General features: G+C 39.3%; 18 protein-coding genes. 9 read left to right on the plus strand and 9 right to left on the minus strand.

Annotated features, from left to right (window positions below):
- Nucleotides 1-14: 14 nt before the first annotated feature.
- The 6 genes from argF to AA0X95_RS07510 form a co-directional block, all read right to left on the minus strand.
- A complete protein-coding gene (gene argF / locus AA0X95_RS07485; protein WP_413307332.1) occupies nucleotides 15-1,025 on the minus strand; it encodes an ornithine carbamoyltransferase in 1,011 nt (336 codons plus the stop codon).
- 189 nt (nucleotides 1,026-1,214) lie between these two features.
- Nucleotides 1,215-2,486 carry an arginine deiminase gene (arcA, locus tag AA0X95_RS07490; protein WP_413309883.1) on the minus strand — a complete coding sequence of 424 codons (1,272 nt, stop codon included), beginning with the start codon at nucleotides 2,484-2,486 and terminating at the stop codon, nucleotides 1,215-1,217.
- A gap of 324 nt (nucleotides 2,487-2,810) precedes the next feature.
- On the minus strand, nucleotides 2,811-3,509 hold the full coding sequence (locus tag AA0X95_RS07495; RefSeq protein ID WP_413307334.1) for a Crp/Fnr family transcriptional regulator: 699 nt from the start codon (nucleotides 3,507-3,509) through the stop codon (nucleotides 2,811-2,813).
- Between the two features lie 36 nt (nucleotides 3,510-3,545).
- Nucleotides 3,546-4,001, minus strand: a complete 456-nt coding sequence (gene argR / locus AA0X95_RS07500; RefSeq protein WP_413307336.1) for an arginine repressor — start codon at nucleotides 3,999-4,001, stop codon at nucleotides 3,546-3,548.
- Nucleotides 4,002-4,178: 177 nt separating this feature from the next.
- Nucleotides 4,179-4,808: a DUF2085 domain-containing protein gene (locus AA0X95_RS07505; RefSeq protein WP_413307338.1), complete on the minus strand. Its 630-nt coding sequence runs from the start codon at nucleotides 4,806-4,808 to the stop codon at nucleotides 4,179-4,181.
- A 63-nt stretch (nucleotides 4,809-4,871) separates the two neighbouring features.
- Nucleotides 4,872-5,090 carry a hypothetical protein gene (locus AA0X95_RS07510; protein WP_308082580.1) on the minus strand — a complete coding sequence of 73 codons (219 nt, stop codon included), beginning with the start codon at nucleotides 5,088-5,090 and terminating at the stop codon, nucleotides 4,872-4,874.
- 352 nt (nucleotides 5,091-5,442) lie between these two features.
- On the opposite strand from AA0X95_RS07510, the gene AA0X95_RS07515 reads away from it, so the two are divergent.
- The 3 genes from AA0X95_RS07515 to AA0X95_RS07525 all read left to right on the plus strand — a co-directional run bounded on the left by AA0X95_RS07515 (nucleotide 5,443) and on the right by AA0X95_RS07525 (nucleotide 7,863).
- Nucleotides 5,443-6,462 carry a polysaccharide deacetylase family protein gene (locus AA0X95_RS07515; protein ID WP_413307341.1) on the plus strand — a complete coding sequence of 340 codons (1,020 nt, stop codon included), beginning with the start codon at nucleotides 5,443-5,445 and terminating at the stop codon, nucleotides 6,460-6,462.
- 84 nt (nucleotides 6,463-6,546) lie between these two features.
- Nucleotides 6,547-7,548, plus strand: a complete 1,002-nt coding sequence (locus AA0X95_RS07520; RefSeq protein WP_413307343.1) for an AI-2E family transporter — start codon at nucleotides 6,547-6,549, stop codon at nucleotides 7,546-7,548.
- An 81-nt stretch (nucleotides 7,549-7,629) separates the two neighbouring features.
- Entirely contained in the window at nucleotides 7,630-7,863 is a 234-nt protein-coding gene (locus tag AA0X95_RS07525; protein WP_413307346.1) for a hypothetical protein, read from the plus strand.
- Nucleotides 7,864-7,915: 52 nt separating this feature from the next.
- Here the strand turns inward: AA0X95_RS07525 and AA0X95_RS07530 are convergent, their stop codons facing one another.
- Nucleotides 7,916-8,623 (minus strand): DNA alkylation repair protein, encoded by a 708-nt coding sequence (locus tag AA0X95_RS07530; protein WP_413307348.1) that lies wholly within the window; start codon nucleotides 8,621-8,623, stop codon nucleotides 7,916-7,918.
- A gap of 153 nt (nucleotides 8,624-8,776) precedes the next feature.
- Here AA0X95_RS07530 and AA0X95_RS07535 point away from each other — a divergent pair, with 153 nt between their 5' ends.
- Nucleotides 8,777-9,751, plus strand: a complete 975-nt coding sequence (locus tag AA0X95_RS07535) for a cation diffusion facilitator family transporter (RefSeq protein WP_413307350.1) — start codon at nucleotides 8,777-8,779, stop codon at nucleotides 9,749-9,751.
- A 51-nt stretch (nucleotides 9,752-9,802) separates the two neighbouring features.
- On the opposite strand, the gene AA0X95_RS07540 is transcribed toward AA0X95_RS07535, so the two are convergent.
- Both AA0X95_RS07540 and AA0X95_RS07545 read right to left on the minus strand, forming a co-directional pair.
- Complete coding sequence (locus tag AA0X95_RS07540) at nucleotides 9,803-10,315, minus strand: acyl-CoA thioesterase (RefSeq protein ID WP_413307353.1); 513 nt, start codon at nucleotides 10,313-10,315, stop codon at nucleotides 9,803-9,805.
- Nucleotides 10,316-10,427: 112 nt separating this feature from the next.
- On the minus strand, nucleotides 10,428-10,631 hold the full coding sequence (locus tag AA0X95_RS07545; protein WP_413307355.1) for a spore germination protein: 204 nt from the start codon (nucleotides 10,629-10,631) through the stop codon (nucleotides 10,428-10,430).
- Nucleotides 10,632-10,775: 144 nt separating this feature from the next.
- Here AA0X95_RS07545 and nadE point away from each other — a divergent pair, with 144 nt between their 5' ends.
- The 5 genes from nadE to AA0X95_RS07570 all read left to right on the plus strand — a co-directional run bounded on the left by nadE (nucleotide 10,776) and on the right by AA0X95_RS07570 (nucleotide 16,162).
- Nucleotides 10,776-11,597: an ammonia-dependent NAD(+) synthetase gene (nadE, locus tag AA0X95_RS07550; RefSeq protein ID WP_413307358.1), complete on the plus strand. Its 822-nt coding sequence runs from the start codon at nucleotides 10,776-10,778 to the stop codon at nucleotides 11,595-11,597.
- 320 nt (nucleotides 11,598-11,917) lie between these two features.
- Nucleotides 11,918-12,766 carry an MASE3 domain-containing protein gene (locus AA0X95_RS07555; RefSeq protein WP_413307361.1) on the plus strand — a complete coding sequence of 283 codons (849 nt, stop codon included), beginning with the start codon at nucleotides 11,918-11,920 and terminating at the stop codon, nucleotides 12,764-12,766.
- A 299-nt stretch (nucleotides 12,767-13,065) separates the two neighbouring features.
- On the plus strand, nucleotides 13,066-14,487 hold the full coding sequence (locus AA0X95_RS07560; RefSeq protein ID WP_413307363.1) for an amino acid permease: 1,422 nt from the start codon (nucleotides 13,066-13,068) through the stop codon (nucleotides 14,485-14,487).
- A gap of 156 nt (nucleotides 14,488-14,643) precedes the next feature.
- Nucleotides 14,644-15,477 (plus strand): amino acid ABC transporter substrate-binding protein, encoded by an 834-nt coding sequence (locus tag AA0X95_RS07565; RefSeq protein ID WP_413307366.1) that lies wholly within the window; start codon nucleotides 14,644-14,646, stop codon nucleotides 15,475-15,477.
- Nucleotides 15,464-16,162, plus strand: coding sequence for an amino acid ABC transporter permease (locus AA0X95_RS07570; RefSeq protein WP_413307369.1), 699 nt, complete (start codon nucleotides 15,464-15,466; stop codon nucleotides 16,160-16,162). The genes AA0X95_RS07565 and AA0X95_RS07570 overlap by 14 nt, the downstream gene beginning before the upstream one ends.
- Nucleotides 16,163-16,189 lie beyond the last annotated feature (27 nt).

The raw sequence follows: 16,189 nt of genomic DNA on the forward strand, positions 1-16,189 counted from the left end.
CCCACTCCCAACCGCTACTCTAAATGTCCAAGTGTCGCAGCCATTACCGCCTTGATGGTGTGCATTCTGTTTTCCGCTTGGTCGAATACTTTGGAATGCTCGCTGCGGAAGACCTCATCAGTCACTTCCATTTCAGGGAGTCCATGTTTCGCGTAAATGTCCTTGCCGTAACTGGTTTCAAGGTCATGGAAGGCAGGGAGGCAGTGTAGGAAAATGACTTTGTCATTGCTGGTTTTCTTGATCATGTCCATCGATACCTGATACGGTGAGAGAATGGTAATTCGTTCTGCAAATTTATCCTCTTCGCCCATGGAAACCCAAACATCGGTATAAATGGCGTCAGCCCCGGCAACGCCTTCCTCCACATTGCTTGTGACAGTTACACGGCCGCCTGATTGCTTAGCAAATTTTTGCGCCAATTCAATTACCGAAGGCTCTGGGAACAGTGATTCAGGCGTACAGATGCGCACATCCATGCCAACAAGGGCACCGCCAACGAGCAGGCTGTTGGCCACATTATTTCTACCGTCACCAACATACACGAATTTAATTCCTTCTAAGTGGCCAAAGTTTTCTTTTACGGTTAAAAAGTCAGCAAGTGTTTGCGTTGGATGCCAGCGATCTGTTAACCCATTCCAGACAGGAACACCGGAATGCTCTGCTAACATCTCTACCTTTTTATGTTCAAAACCGCGGAATTCGATGCCGTCAAACATCCGGCCCAACACTTTAGCAGTATCTTCAATCGATTCTTTTTTTCCTAACTGGATATCATCTTTTCCTAAGTATTCCGGATGGGCACCAAGGTCCACGCAGGCCACTGTGAAGGCGCAGCGGGTGCGGGTAGAAGGCTTTTCAAAAAGCAGCGCGATGTTTTTTCCTTCTAAGTGGCGATGGGGTATGCCATGTTTTTTCTCATCCTTTAATTTGAAGGCAAAATCAATGAGATAAACAAATTCTTCTTTGGTAAAATCCTTTTCTGCAAGAAAGCTTCTTCCATGTAATTTTGGGGCAGTAACTAACATTAATATCGTCTCCTTTTTAGTTCTATTAAAATGGTCTGTTGATTTCCGTTCCAGGCACTTCGCTTTCCGCGGGCGTTCCGGGAGCCTCCTCGTCGCTCACTCCTGCGGGGTCTCCCGTGACCGCTACTCCCGCAGGAGTCTTCGTGCCTTCCACTCCAATCAACAGGCGTATCAAATTAACGTATGGATTTAACATAGTTCTTTTTGAAATGGACTTCGTATATCTTCACGGACAATCGGCATACTCATACAGCGTGGACCACCGCGTCCACGGGATAGTTCGGAGCTGGTGATTTCGAGTACTTCAATGCCATGCTGGCGTAATAAATCATTGCTAATATAATTACGGTCATAGGTCACCACGATGCCGGGTGCAATGGCTAATGTGTTCGAACCATCATTCCATTGCTCACGGGAGGCAGCGATTTCATCTCCGCCACCGCAAGGGATTAAAACAAGCTCGTTTAAATGTAAAACTTCTTTCAGTGTTTCCTGGAGATTCGTCCGGTGAGTAATGGTCACACGTTCGTCATCAGTGCCTTTTTCAAGAATATATACATTCATATTGCCTTGAGGCCCTTGGATCTCTGGGTGAATGGTAAACTTATCGTAATCAACCATTGTAAAAACGGTATCAAGATGCATAAAGGCACGGCACTTAGGGATTTCCACAGCTACCACTTTTTTTATTGAATTCTGCTTCTTAAAGAGGTTAAGGGCTAATTTTTCAATTGCGCGGGCAGAGGTGCGGGCGGATACACCAATCGCCACGACTTCCTCACTAAGAATCAACTCATCGCCGCCTTCAATTGAAAATTCAAAGTCACGGTCCAACCAAATAGGGATATCATGTCCGGCGAACCGTGGATGATGCTTAATGATGTACTGCATGAATAAGGACTCACGGCGTCTTGCCGGTTCACGCATTTTGTTGATGGATAAGCCATTGCCAATACACGCTGCGGGGTCACGGGTGAAATATAAGTTTGGCATTGGGTCTAAATAGAAGGGATAGTGATCATCCATGAATTCATAAAGGTGAGACTTTTTCTCGGGCTCAATTTCTCTCTTTAAAATCCCGCTCATCACCTTATCCATCATATCTGCAGTGGAAAAAGAGAGTAGGTATTCTTTTAATACGCGAGAGGCACCATTCACATTGGCCTTACTTTCTCGCAAAATATCGTCAACAAATTGCCCTTTTATGATTGGATTACTTAAGGTTTCAACCACTAATTTTTCAAGATAAAGAACTTCGATGCCTCGATTTTTTAATGTCTCGGCAAAATAGTCATGCTCACGCTGGATAATTGGCAAATAAGGAATATCATCGAATAAAAGGCGCTGTAGATATTCAGGCGTCAAATTTTCAACTTCTTTTCCAGGCCGCTTCAGCAACACCGAGCGAAGTGTTCCGATTTCAGATGTAACATGGATCGGGTGCTTTAACTTTGTCTCCATGTCCCTCTGAGAAGTGATTTCGGCTATACTGCTCATCTTTCTTCCTCCTTTTGATAGAATCCTTGCTACACCTTCATTCTAAGCATTGAAAGCGATTGCCTTTGTAAGGTTCATAACAAACGAAATGTAATAATCCTTACAGTTTTTTGTTAAACGCATAAACGGATATGTATAATTATGTATATATACATGTAAATCGGTTTTTTCGAATCCCATATGCTGAATAATGGCTGAATGACAAAAATCGGTCACAGTTAAAGTTCTAATATTGAGAAAATTAACTTAAGCAAACAAAAAAGGCTGACTCTCACGGAGCCAGCCCTTTTATATGCTTTTAAAATAGTCAGGTTGATGGATGGTTATTTTTTTTCCTGTAACGGATAGAATATTCTCTCGTTTTAATTGATTCATTAGTAAACTAACGGTTTCCCTGGTGGTTCCAGATAGTTTAGAAATGTTAGTGGCCGTGAGAGGGCAGGGGATGACGATTCCTTCAGCATCCTTTTCGCCAAGGTCCTCCATTAAAAACTGGAGCGAATGCAGCACGCGTTCCTGTGCGTTAGGAATGAGAATTTTTTGAACGCGTTTTTGATGAAGATTAAGAATGTCTGATAGTTTCGAGATGATATTGAGTAGTTGTTTAGGATTAGCTTTAAATAGTTCTTCCACAACGTGGGTTTGAATGAAGTACAAATGAACATCCGTAACGGCAATGGCCGTGTCCTGATACACCTGGTCCTGAAAGATGCCACCATAGGGAAACATCTGGTTCCTTTTAATAAAATCTAAATATAGCATGCTGCCATCCTGGCTGCTGCGTTCATACATGACATATCCTTCTAGTAAAAAAAAGATTTTATCACGCGGGTCTCCCTGCATAAAAAGGAGTTGATTTTTCTTGTAGGAGCGAAAATAGAAGTAAGGGAGATATTTTTTTAGTGTTTTTACGGGAAGACATTTTAATAGTTCAATTTGTTGTAAATCAGAAAGCACATCCAACTTTTCCACGTATGAGTTGAGCATCGTAACCCTCCTTTTGCGTGTGTGTAGTTCTAGCTTTTACTTTTGATAGACTTCAAGCTGCTCTTCGATGCGAAGTGCTTCTTGTGGTGAACGGCAAATAATCAAGCATGTATCGTTTCCACAAATGGTTCCTGCTTTCCCGTCCAAGTCCATGGAATCGAGCAGGGCACCGAACGAATGGGCATGACCAGGAAGTGTTTTGAGGATAATAAAGTAGTTAATGACCTCGATGTTAATAAGTGCATCCTTTAGTTTATGGCGGAATTTTTCCGTAATTAGATGATCATGATCTATCTTAAAGCTATACTTCAGACTGCCATCCTTGGAAGGTACTTTGACAAGCTTCAACTCTCGGATATCTCTGGAGATGGTTGCCTGAGTAACTGCAAGCCCGTTCTCTAAAAGCAATTGTCCTAGTTCTTCCTGCGTCTTTACCTCATGATCAGATATAATCTGCGAAATCAACTCTAACCGCATCTGTTTATTTATCATCGGCCCTGACTCTCTTTCTATAGGTATCTATACTCTTATCATATTGGTAATTGATGGGGATTGGTATGTATAAATGGTGAACAAAATATGTTATTGAAAAAATAAAAAAGATGAACTTCCTTTGAGTTCATCTGCCCTGAGTTATAAAATCGTTGTTTTTCTGTTTGTTGAAATTGATTATAGTACCCACGAATGTAAATTGGATAGAAATATAAGAATACATGAACCAATAAAAGTTGCAAGAATCATTCTTAATCGAAGATTGTGCACCCACGGAAAAAGTCCATAAGCAAACATACTAAACCAAATGATAATAGTAACAATAATAAAACTATTAATAGTATAATATGGGACCAAACCCCAGTAGACTACAATACTAATGAATACACTTAAAACTAGCGGTACAATCAGATCCCTGCTTCCCTTAACCACTGGCTCACTATCATTCTCCAGAGACCTTGACGAAAGCAACGGATAAAGAAAATAGGGCAAGACAAAACCAAAGCTGGTGCCTGTCACCATTCGTTTAATATTGTCACTTTCAAACAAATGCAAATAGGAGCCTAGGCCGTCAATCATCATGGGGACCATCAATAATAGAAGAAAGAAGCTTACTTTAATCGTAGGGATGGTGATTTTTTTCTTTCTTTTCGTGAGGTGCAAATACGTAAGTGAGGAAAAGATTCCAATATAAATACCTGTATCACGGGCGCAAACGGAAAGAGTTTCTCCTGAAATTTGGAGGGATCGATCCTCTAGTTGGTGACAGATGGCTCTTCCGAAGAAATCCAATAGTTCGTGTAACAACGAGTATCACTCCTATACGAAAAACCCAATTCTTGAAGAGATGAATTGGGTTTTTCCATCTTTTTAATACCCCGACATAAACGGTAAAAAGGAGAAGGCAGAAAGAGCGAACCAACAGATACAGCTCAATACGATCATACCTAAAGCAATGTATAAACAGGTTTTTCCGACAGCCTTCTTTTCAGGATCTTGATCGTTCATCCAAATAATTCCTAGCACGATCCCGACCACAGGAATAAGTATAGATAAGATATAAAAGAGTGCTTTTTGCCCACCTGACACTAACTTCACCTCCATAGCTCAAGAATAAGAGGAATTCGTCTAGTAAGAAAATCCCGTTCAATGATATGTATGTCAGTTCACAGGAGAATTTGCCTGTCCTCCTTTTTGAAATTTCTGATTTAAATTTTTGTCTACTGGTACATTTTTCAAATTTTGCTGTTATAATAGATTGGTAAAAAGTGGGGTATATAAGAATTAGGGAAATTGATCAGTTCCGACTTTTGGAGGATGGGCTGAGATAAAAGTAATATTTTAATAGAATTGTAATATTTTTAATAGAATAGTAACAATTCAGAAGAAGCTTCGTCTATAATGAAGAAAGAAATAAAACATCTAAAGAGGGTAATGAAACATGGGGGATCAAAAGCAAGGATGGACCAAAGGGACAATAGTTATTGTCATTATTGCTATTGGATTCTTATTTGCAGGGGTATTTGTGAACAATTATTTTAAGGCAAAAGCTGCCAGTAAACCTATTACTCAAGAAAAAAATGAATTTATGAATCATCCTGGTCAAACCTCAGAAACTATTGTTCAGAAAAACAAGGATTTACGGCTTGAGAAAGAAATGATTCACAAGAAACAAGAGCAAGCGATGGGCGGGAGAAATAAGCAAGAGCGAGAGGAAACGAAGGCTCCGGATAAAACAACTACAGATACTGCTACAACACAGCCTACAACACAGCCTACAACACCAAAAGACCAAGGAACAACAAAACCGCCATCAACGGAAACGAAACCAGCTAATGCACAACCACCGGCATCAGGAAAGAAAACGATCTACTTAACATTCGATGATGGTCCAGCTGCGTTTTCTGGGGAAATTATCGCGCTTTTAGAAAAATTCCATTACAAAGCGACGTTCTTTATGATTGACGGGAATATTAGAAGATATCCAAACGCGGTAAAATTGATGGTCCAATCTGGAGATACAGTGGCACTTCATAGTGTCTCCCACAATAAAAAAATTTTCTATGCATCTGCCACATCGGTGATCAATGAATTAACCCAAAACCGAAATACACTAAAAGAAGTTTCGGGGGTCGATTCCTATATTATGAGAACACCTTATGGCAGTGTACCTGGCATGACTGCTGAGTATCGGAAAGCAGTTACGGATAATGGCTATTTAATGTGGGACTGGAATATTGACAGTAAGGATTGGTATTATAAAGATGCACGCTATGTTGAGAGTGTCAAACAACAATTAACAAAGTTAGCTAACCATAATGGTCCAATCGTCATTCTTATGCACGAAAGAAAGGAAACGCTTGCGCATTTACCGGCCTTACTTGACTATTTAAGTAAACAGGGGTACGAAGGTAAAGCGATCGATAGCTCCATGACGCCGGTTCAATTTACGGTAAGATAGCATTTAGTCAGGACAAAATGCTTCCGGGTTTGATATAATTAACATGCAGTTAATAGTATAAATAATGGGGTTCGATAATTTCCTATGATAAATAAACTTTTGAGCAGCAGTGGTTTTAAGAGAATATCAATTTTTGTCCTAATTGCACTCGTCTTGTATGCGATGCAATCGATGATTAATTTAATCTTACTTACGTTTATTTTTACCTTTCTAATGGATCGGTTAGTACAATTCATAGAAAAGAAAATACCTCTCAATCGAAAGTTGATTGTTGTTACATCGTATGCGTGTATTGTCGGGCTGCTATCCTACGGGTTGGTGATGTACCTGCCAATGATTGCCGGAGAAATTACGGCGCTAATCAAGCAGTTAACTGCTTTTTACACGTCAAAGCATGATAATATCTTTTTAAATTATGTCGTCAAGCGAATTGAAGAAATTCAGATTTCTAGTTATCTGGAACAAGGCTTTCAGTTTGTATTAAAATATTTTACTGATATTAGTAAAATTACGTTACAAGTGTTGTTAGCTTTATTAATGAGTTTATTTTTCCTATTAGAAAAACCACGCTTAATTGAATTTACGAAGAAATTCAAGACGAGTAAAATTGCACCGTTTTATGCGGAAATTGAATTTTTCGCTAAAAAATTTGTTCGCACCTTCGGTAAAGTCATTGAGGCACAATTAATTATTGCTGTGGTCAACTGTATTTTAACGACGATTTCACTATGGATACTTGATTTTCCGCAACTAGGCGGTTTATCCATTATGATTTTCATATTGGGTTTAATCCCTGTGGCTGGTGTCATTATTTCACTTATACCGCTTGTCGTTATTGCTTATAGTATTGGCGGTATGATAAAGGTACTGTATGTGGGTATTGCCATTATGATCATTCATGGTGTGGAAGCCTATATCTTAAATCCAAATTTAATGAGTTCAAAGACAAATCTCCCCGTTTTCTATACGTTTATTGTGTTGATTTTTTCCGAGCACTTCTTTGGAATATGGGGATTGATTATCGGGATTCCGGTGTTTGTCTTCCTTTTGGATGTATTAGAAGTGACAGAGACGAAGAAAAAGTAAAAAAGCCCTTGTGTGGGCTTTTTTGTTTGTCCTATTTTCTGATATCCTTAAGGTATGATGTAGTTTTGAGGAGGATGTAAGTTGGGCGAGTGTAAGTTGGACCATTCACAGGAAGATGTTAAAAGTAAGTACGAGTCTCAGGCTAAATTTTTACCGGAGGACATGAAGCCATTATTTGATCAGTTCTTTGCGAGTGAGCATACGCAGGAGCTTTTGAATGAAGTGTTCCATTTGCTGAAAAAGTATGATTTAGCAGCGGCGGATGAGCAAAATACACGAAATGAGCGCTTGTATTTAGTGTTAAGGAACGTTTAATCATTGTGGTCGCGTAGAATCTTCTATGCGACCCTTTTGTCTGGTTCCTACATTAACAGATACACGTCTTCCTCTTGACCCCAATTCTATCACGCTGCTCAATCTTTTTAATATAATCGGTAGCCAGCGGTACCTTACAGGCAGTGTTTCCAACATCGACATGGACTTTACCAACAATGCCTGCAACCCGAATCGCTTCTTCGTAAAGCCCCACAACATAAGCCCCAACACAAATGACAAAATTATTCATCACATAGCGGACCCGATTCTTTTCCGAGTGGATCGTTGTTTCAACTTGTTTCAAGAGCATGCGAATTTCCTCCAGGTCCAGCTTTTCATCAGGTGTAATCGATAAATAATTAGAATATGTACTCCACCCGGCAACCGCGGTCATCTCTACTTCTGATTTCATCCATTCCCTTGCCAGTTCCATGGCGTAATTACTTTCTGCCGCCACGCTCGCCACCGTATATTCCGCGAGCATATACCAGTTGGCATTCTTCACCCACTCCTGAAGCGTTTCTTTCTCCATGAGCTTGGGATTTATAGAAAGTCCTGCTAAGTACATAGCGTCATGAATACCTGTGTTGTAAAGTGCCAACGCTAATTCTTGATCCTTTTTCACGTATTTTACAAGCTTTTTTAAATCTCCAACTTTTACACCAAATAAAGTTCCTTTAGCACCATGATTCATAAAAGTTTTCTTTGTTTGTTCTGACCCCAGTTCCTCGAGCTTTTGCATTAATTCATCTAATTTCATCTAGCGACATCAACTTCCTGTCATTTTTCTCCATAATAACATCAATTTTAAAAAATTTCCTTTTCCTGAAAGGTCCAGCAAGTTATTTATCATGAAATATGATATTTTTGAAAATAGTAAGAGTACATACTTTAGCAAAGAAAAGAGGATACGATGGGAGAAATAGTTCAATTATTAAAGCGTGGAAATAAATCAGCCATGCTTGCAGCTATTATTAATACGGTCATTTCAATTATTAAGGGTGTAGCCTATATGTATACGGGCAATGTAGCCATGTTTGCTGAAACGATGCACAGTTTAGGGGATGCTGCAAATCAGTTCTTTGTTTTTGTCGGCTCCGCTTTAAGTAAAAAAGCACCGACAGAAAAATATCCAAATGGATTTGGCCGCTTAGTCAACCTTGTCCTTTTAGGTGCTGTCCTAATCGTTGGAATCATGGCCTTTGAAACGATAAAAGAAGGCTACCATCATGTGGTACATCCAACGGAAGCTGGCGGCTTCGCTATAAATGTTATCGTGCTTGTGGTGGCAACGCTTTTAGAAATGTTTGTCCTGTTTAAGGCAATGAAGGAAATATTGCATGAAATTGAGGTGGAGGCAAGCGGTCTAAGTGTGTTTGGAAAAGCCTTTGCTAATTTGGGTAGAGCGAAACCAGCTACAAAGCTTGTCTTCATGGAGGATTTGGTTGCAACCTTGGGTGGTTTGTTAGCGATTATTGTGGTTGTTATTTCTCATTACACCGATTTGCACCAACTAGAGGGGATTGCTTCTATGATCATCGGGGCAATGATGTTTTTCGTGGTAGGAAAGGTGTTTTTAGATAACGCTGCAGGTGTTATTGGACAAGCGGATGAAGAGATGGAAAACAAAATTGGTGCACTTGTTATGGCTGACCCGGATGTGAAGGATATTCAAGGGATTACAGTTATCAAAGAGGGAGAAGACCTTCATGTTGAATTGGAAATTGAAGTCGATCCGAAATTAACGGTGGCAGCTGCCGATGATATTAAGGACCGTTTAGAAGAAAAAATCATGGCTGAAAAAGGCGTCGTGGATGTAACAATCGAAATTGATGAAGAAGATGGAGTTATGACCTGGAAGAGTAAGAGTGAATTAGGTACTGAATAAAGAAAAATAATAAAATGGGTAGCCACTGCTTCTGCTTGGCTACCCATTTTATTATTCCCACGGTTTGTTCGTTGTAAAAACCCCGGCCAAATCCTTACTGCTCTTTCGATGTTCCTTCCGCTTTTCCGCCCGATCTTTCCCCGTTTCAAACAGCTTCTTCTCTTCCTCTGTTTCAGGAATAATCCTAGGAACCTTTGTTGGCTTACCATTGTCATCTAACGCAACAAACGTTAAAAACGCGGTGGCAGCAATTTTTCTATCACCTGAAATCAGATTTTCGGCGATAACTTTGACGAAAATCTCCATGGACGAGGTCCCTGTATATGAAACAAACGTCTCAATGCAAACAGAGTCCTTCGGCGTAATCGGACTGAGAAAATCGACCGAATCAATCGACGCCGTCACGCATTCCGCCCGGGAATGTCTAACGGCTGAAATCGAAGCAATCATATCAATATCGCTTATTAACTTGCCGCCAAACAACGTATTATGGTTGTTTACATCATTAGGGAAAATCCTGCTCGTTCTTACCACTCTAGATTCATTACATGTCTTTGCTTCCATTATCATCACTCCACACTTTTGCACCCTAAAATAAAGATGGCCATGGGCATATTTTTTGTTAGTATGGCCACGATAGTAATACATTATAAACCCAATGTCCTTCGATGTGGAATTATTTGTTTACTTCAAAATCCTTACTTACACTTTGAAATATGTGTTTGGATATAATCGTGCAGTGGTCACCAATGTTAATCGTACAGCCAACTTGTTTGCTATTCGCCGTATTACTGTCTTGAACTGTTGGCCCTACATTAATATTTGCATTATTATTAATAGAATTCACTTTAAAACAGCCGATATTTATTGAAAACGACATACTCATCACCGTCCTATTTTTAGTTTATTTTTAAAAATGAAAGGTGATTGTCCGCATACCTAGAACGAGCAGTTAAATAATAAGCGAATGAAACGTAGTTGTGGTACAGTACATATATCAATATGTGGTAAGGGGGTACAATTAATGGAATTACAGGAAAAAATTATGAAGGATTTACATGTAGCACCTAGCATTGAACCAAAAGAGGAGATTCGGAAGAGAATCGACTTTTTGAAAAATTACCTGCTACAAACCAAGGCTAAGGGATATGTACTAGGGATTAGTGGTGGTCAGGATTCCACACTTGCAGGAAGATTAGCACAGTTGGCGGTAGAAGAATTGCGAAGTGAAGGAAAGGATGCTCTATTTATTGCCGTTCGTCTTCCATATGGCGTACAAAAGGATGAGGAGGATGCACAGCGTTCATTAGCGTTTATCCGTGCTGACCGTGAGCATGTTTTTAATATAAAAACAGCCGTGGATGAGGTTCAAAATGAATATAACGCTAGCATTGATGGTGAGCCGTTAAGTGATTACCATAAAGGAAATGTAAAAGCGAGAATGAGAATGATTGCCCAATATGCAATCGGTGGTATGGAGGGGCTGCTTGTTATTGGGACCGATCATGCAGCGGAAGCAGTGACGGGTTTTTATACGAAATATGGAGACGGCGGGGCGGACATCCTGCCATTGACTGGATTAAGCAAACGCCAAGGGAAGGCCTTGCTAAAGGAACTTGGTGCAGATGAGCGTCTCTATTTAAAAGTTCCAACAGCAGACCTCCTCGATCAAAAACCTGGTCAGGCAGATGAAACAGAATTAGGGATCACTTATGATGAACTGGATGATTATTTAGAAGGAAAACCTGTCTCCAAAGAAGTGGCTGAAAAAGTGGAAAAACGGTATCTGATGACAGAGCACAAGCGTCAGATGCCTGCTACTATGTTTGACGACTGGTGGAAATAAACATGAGAGAGACTGCATATCAATCCGGCAGTCTCTCTTTTTTTGTTGTTTAGCGAAAGTATAAAAAGGTCCTAGTGTGGATAACTGAACTAGTTGTTTGAATCTAGCTCCAGCGCCTAGCCCCTCGTGTCAAATAACCTTCGGCAAGAAAAGTCAAAAGGCGGACTTTTCCCGCCGAAGAACATTTGCCTGTCGGGGCTGAACGAGGCGCTTCCTCCTATTGTTCTAAAATTCATAAAACAGCTACAAGTATGACAGTCATATGTAGTTAACTGCTTTTATAATAAAGTAAAACAAGACGTAAAGGAGGTGTAATCTGTGTGAAAATAACGGAAGGAAGATTTATACTCTTTTCGATTTTGGCCATTGTCTTATTAATGGTGATGCATGTGTTTCAAGCACAAATTGCTGTCTTTTATAACCCCGCGAACTATGTTGGATTTCATATGCTTTTAGAGAGCTTTAGTATCGCTACTTCTGCAGCTATACTTTTGTATGGATTAAAAAGCTATGAGAAGAATCAGTCCAGTCGAATGCTCCTCTTATCTTTTACATTCTTTATAGTAGGGACACTTGACCTGCTCCACACTTTATCCTTTAAAGGAATGCCTTATTTCTTTACTGAAAGCTCTGTCGCTAAAGCCACCTGGTTTTGGGTTTCTGCAAGATTCTTTCAGTCACTATTAATTTTAGCTACCCTATTCATTCCTGAACGAAAATTATCAAGAGATTACCGCCCGCTTGCAATACTTGCTGGAACAACCATCGCAATAACTGTCGGCATCTTGATTATTTATTATGAAAAAACCCTTCCCATCCTGATGGTTGAAGGTAAAGGAACAACCCTTTTGAAAAATGGAATCGAATATGGTATTAGTTTTATTCTTTTTGTCTCTTTAATTAGAACATTGTATCAATATCATCTAGAAAAAAGTGAAGCGACCCTCTCGCTTGCGTTAGCTTTTGTTTATTTACTGTTAACAGAACTAGTTTTTACCATCTACCAAAGTGTATTTGATCTGGATAATTTTTTGGGCCATATTTTTAAATCACTAGGCTTCTTTTTCATCCTAAAGAGTTTATATTTTTCAAATCGGAAGATCACCGAAGAAGTATATGAAGAGGAAGAGAAGGATGAAGAAGATCCGAAAATGATGAATTGGATATAATGGTGAAAACTATCCTAATTTCCATTTACCTCATATTTAATTAACAATAAATTGAAGATATAATGGAAACTGTTATATAGAAAGTGTACAAATAGTAATGTGATCACTACGAATGATTACTTACTATTTTTTTTTGATGTTTTTAACTCGTTAACACTTTACTAAGATAAAATTTCCATTGACTTAATTCTATAACGCCCCTATATTTAATAGCGTTGATTAATATTTATACAATTAATTGTTGAGTTAAAACATTATTATAAAATAAAAATAATTATTTATAGAGAGGTGTTAACAACATGGGGAAAGCAAATAAGTTAGGTTTTTGGGTGCTAACCGCACTTGTTGTTGGTAACATGGTTGGTTCGGGTATTTTTATGCTTCCACGTTCTTTATCAGAATCAGCAAGTCCTGCCGGCGTTATTTCTGCATGGCTAGTAACTGGTCTTGGTGTATTGATGACTGCGCTGGTGTTCGGAAACTTGGCCGTACGTAAGCCTAATTTACAAGGCGGACCGCAAATATATGCAAAGGACTTGTTTAAGCAAGGTTCACATGCATCTACTTTATCAGGTTTTATGTCTACTTGGGGTTATTGGATTGGGAACTTAGCAGGAAACGTAGCCATGATTACAACCTTCGCTGGTTATTTATCTACCTTTTTCCCGATTTTAACAAGCCAGGCTGACTGGTTCACCATTGGTAACTTTACACTTAAGGTAGGTAATGGTTTAACCTTTATCGTGTGTTCTATTCTATTATGGGGAACACACACCATTATTCTTCGCGGGATGGAAAGTGCCGGTAAATTAAACTTTATGGCCACTGCTGCGAAGGTTGCAGGATTTATCTTATTTATTATCGTTGGACTGTTTGCTTTTGAAAAGAGTAACATGCTTCCATTCATGGCTGAAAGACTCGATGACGCTGGTCACTCGATTAATATGATGAAGCAAATTAACAACGCAGCAGTAAATACCTTATGGGCATTTATTGGTGTGGAATCAGCAGTCGTTTTTGCCTCACGTGCGAGAAAACAGACAGACGTAAAACGTGCGACAATCCTTGGATTATTTATTGCACTTGGAATATATGTCGGAATCAGTACATTAGTGATGGGTATGTTAGACCAAAACACACTTATTCATTCGGATAAGCCATTAATTGATGCAATTTCAACTGTTTTAGGACCAATTGGCGGGAAAGTGTTAGCAGCAGTGGGACTAATCAGCTTATTTGGATCAACGATTGGTTGGTTAATGTTAAGTGCAGAGGTGCCGTATCAAGCAGCAAAACAAGGCTTGTTCCTTCCAGTTTTCTTAAAAGAAAACAAAAAAGGCTTACCAGTCTTTTCAATGATTGTATCAAACGGTCTAGGTCAATTGTTCATTTTCTCTACGATTTCAAAATCAATCTCAGGTGCGTTTGATTTTGTTATTGTCATTGCCACTTTATCCTATTTAGTTCCATACTTTATCTCGTCTGTTTATCAATTGAAATTAGTTGTTACAGGAGATACCTATAAAGGGGAAAAATCTAGAATCACAGATGGAATCATCGCTCTCCTTTCAACGATTTATTCTGTTTGGGTCATCATCGCTGGTACGGCTGATATGAAAACATTCATGTACGGAATGATTCTATTAGCAAGTGGAATTCTGTTCTACGGACCACTTTTGAAAAAGAAAAATCCGAATAAGACGCAACAAATGGCTGCATAAATAACTAACCTATCAGGGATTCTCTGATAGGTTTTTTTTTCTTGAAAGGGGCAAAATAATTTTGATTCCTATCAATTATTTCTTTTGACAGATACCAATGGATGTAATATGATAATTAAATCCTACAAATACTATCAGAATTAGGGGGTTTAAAGATTGAAAAAGTTAACTGTACTATTTGCACTCTTATTAAGCTTCATGTTTGTTCTATCAGCATGTGGTAAAGACGAGAACGCTGATAAAGATAAAAAGGAATCAGATAAAAAGACAGCTGAAAAAGCTGACGGTGACTTATTGAAAAAAATAAAAGATGATGGAACAATCACTATTGGTACCGAGGGTACATATCCACCATTTACCTTCCATGATACAAGTGGAAATTTAACTGGATTTGATGTGGAGCTTGCTCAAGAAGTAGCGAAACGTCTGGGAGTGAAAGCAGAATTCAAAGAAACACAGTGGGATGCCATGTTCGCAGGACTTGATGCCAAGCGTTTTGATATGATTGCAAACCAAGTGGGAATTCGCCCCGACCGTCAAGAAAAATATGATTTCTCTGATCCGTACATTACGTCATCTGCCGTATTAATTGTAAGCAAGGACAATGATAAGGTAAAAGCCTTTGAAGACATTAAAGGATTAAACTCGGCTCAGTCCTTGACTAGTAACTATGCAGATATGGCGAAAAAACTGGGAGCTAATATTGTTGGTGTAGAAGGCTTCCAACAAGCGGTTGAACTGCTTGCTCAAAAACGTGTGGATGTAACAATTAATGACAAGCTAACATTCTTAGACTATAAAAAGAGCAAGCCGGATGCACCGGTTAAGGTGGCTGCCACTAGTGATGATGCTTCAACAAGCGGGTTTATGTTTAGAAAGAAAAGCGATACCCTGGTTGATGAAGTAAATAAAGCATTAAAAGATATCATCGATGATGGTACGTATAAAAAAATCTCAGAGAAATGGTTTGGTGAAGATGTACTTAAATAGTATTTTTACTGACCCAGAAAGAGCACAAAAGTTATTTGATATAGCAAAAAGTTCCCTTCAGCCAATGCTGGAGGGAGCTATTTTAAATACGATACCGTTGACCATTATTAGTTTTATTTGCGGTTTAATATTGGCTGTGCTGACAGCATTAGCTAGGATTTCTCATGTAAAGGTATTGCAAAGTATTGCTAGGGTCTATGTTTCAGCGATTCGAGGAACACCGTTGTTAGTGCAATTATTTATTATTTTTTATGGGCTTCCAAATCTTGGTGTTACCCTTGATCCTTTTATTTCAGCGGTCATTGGATTTTCTCTTAGTGTAGGGGCTTATGCATCAGAAATCATCCGGGCAGCGATTCTTTCTATTCCGAAAGGACAGTGGGAAGCGGGATACTCCATTGGTATGTCCTATACGCAAGCATTAAGAAGAATTATTCTTCCACAGGCGGCCAAAGTTTCCATTCCGCCTTTATCGAACACATTTATCAGTCTTGTAAAGGATACATCACTTGCTTCACTTGTGCTCGTAACTGAGATGTTTCGCCGCGCACAGGAGATTGCTTCAACCAATTATGAATTTTTATTGGTCTATTCCGAAGCGGCACTCCTCTATTGGGTCATTTGCTTTTTCCTATCCGTCCTTCAAGGTTTTATGGAAAGAAGACTGGATCGATATGGAGCTTAGCATGGGGATTAACGGAAAAAGGGGAGT

The sequence above is a fragment of the Neobacillus phoenicis genome (assembly GCF_047302305.1).
GTDB lineage: Bacteria > Bacillota > Bacilli > Bacillales > Cytobacillaceae > Neobacillus.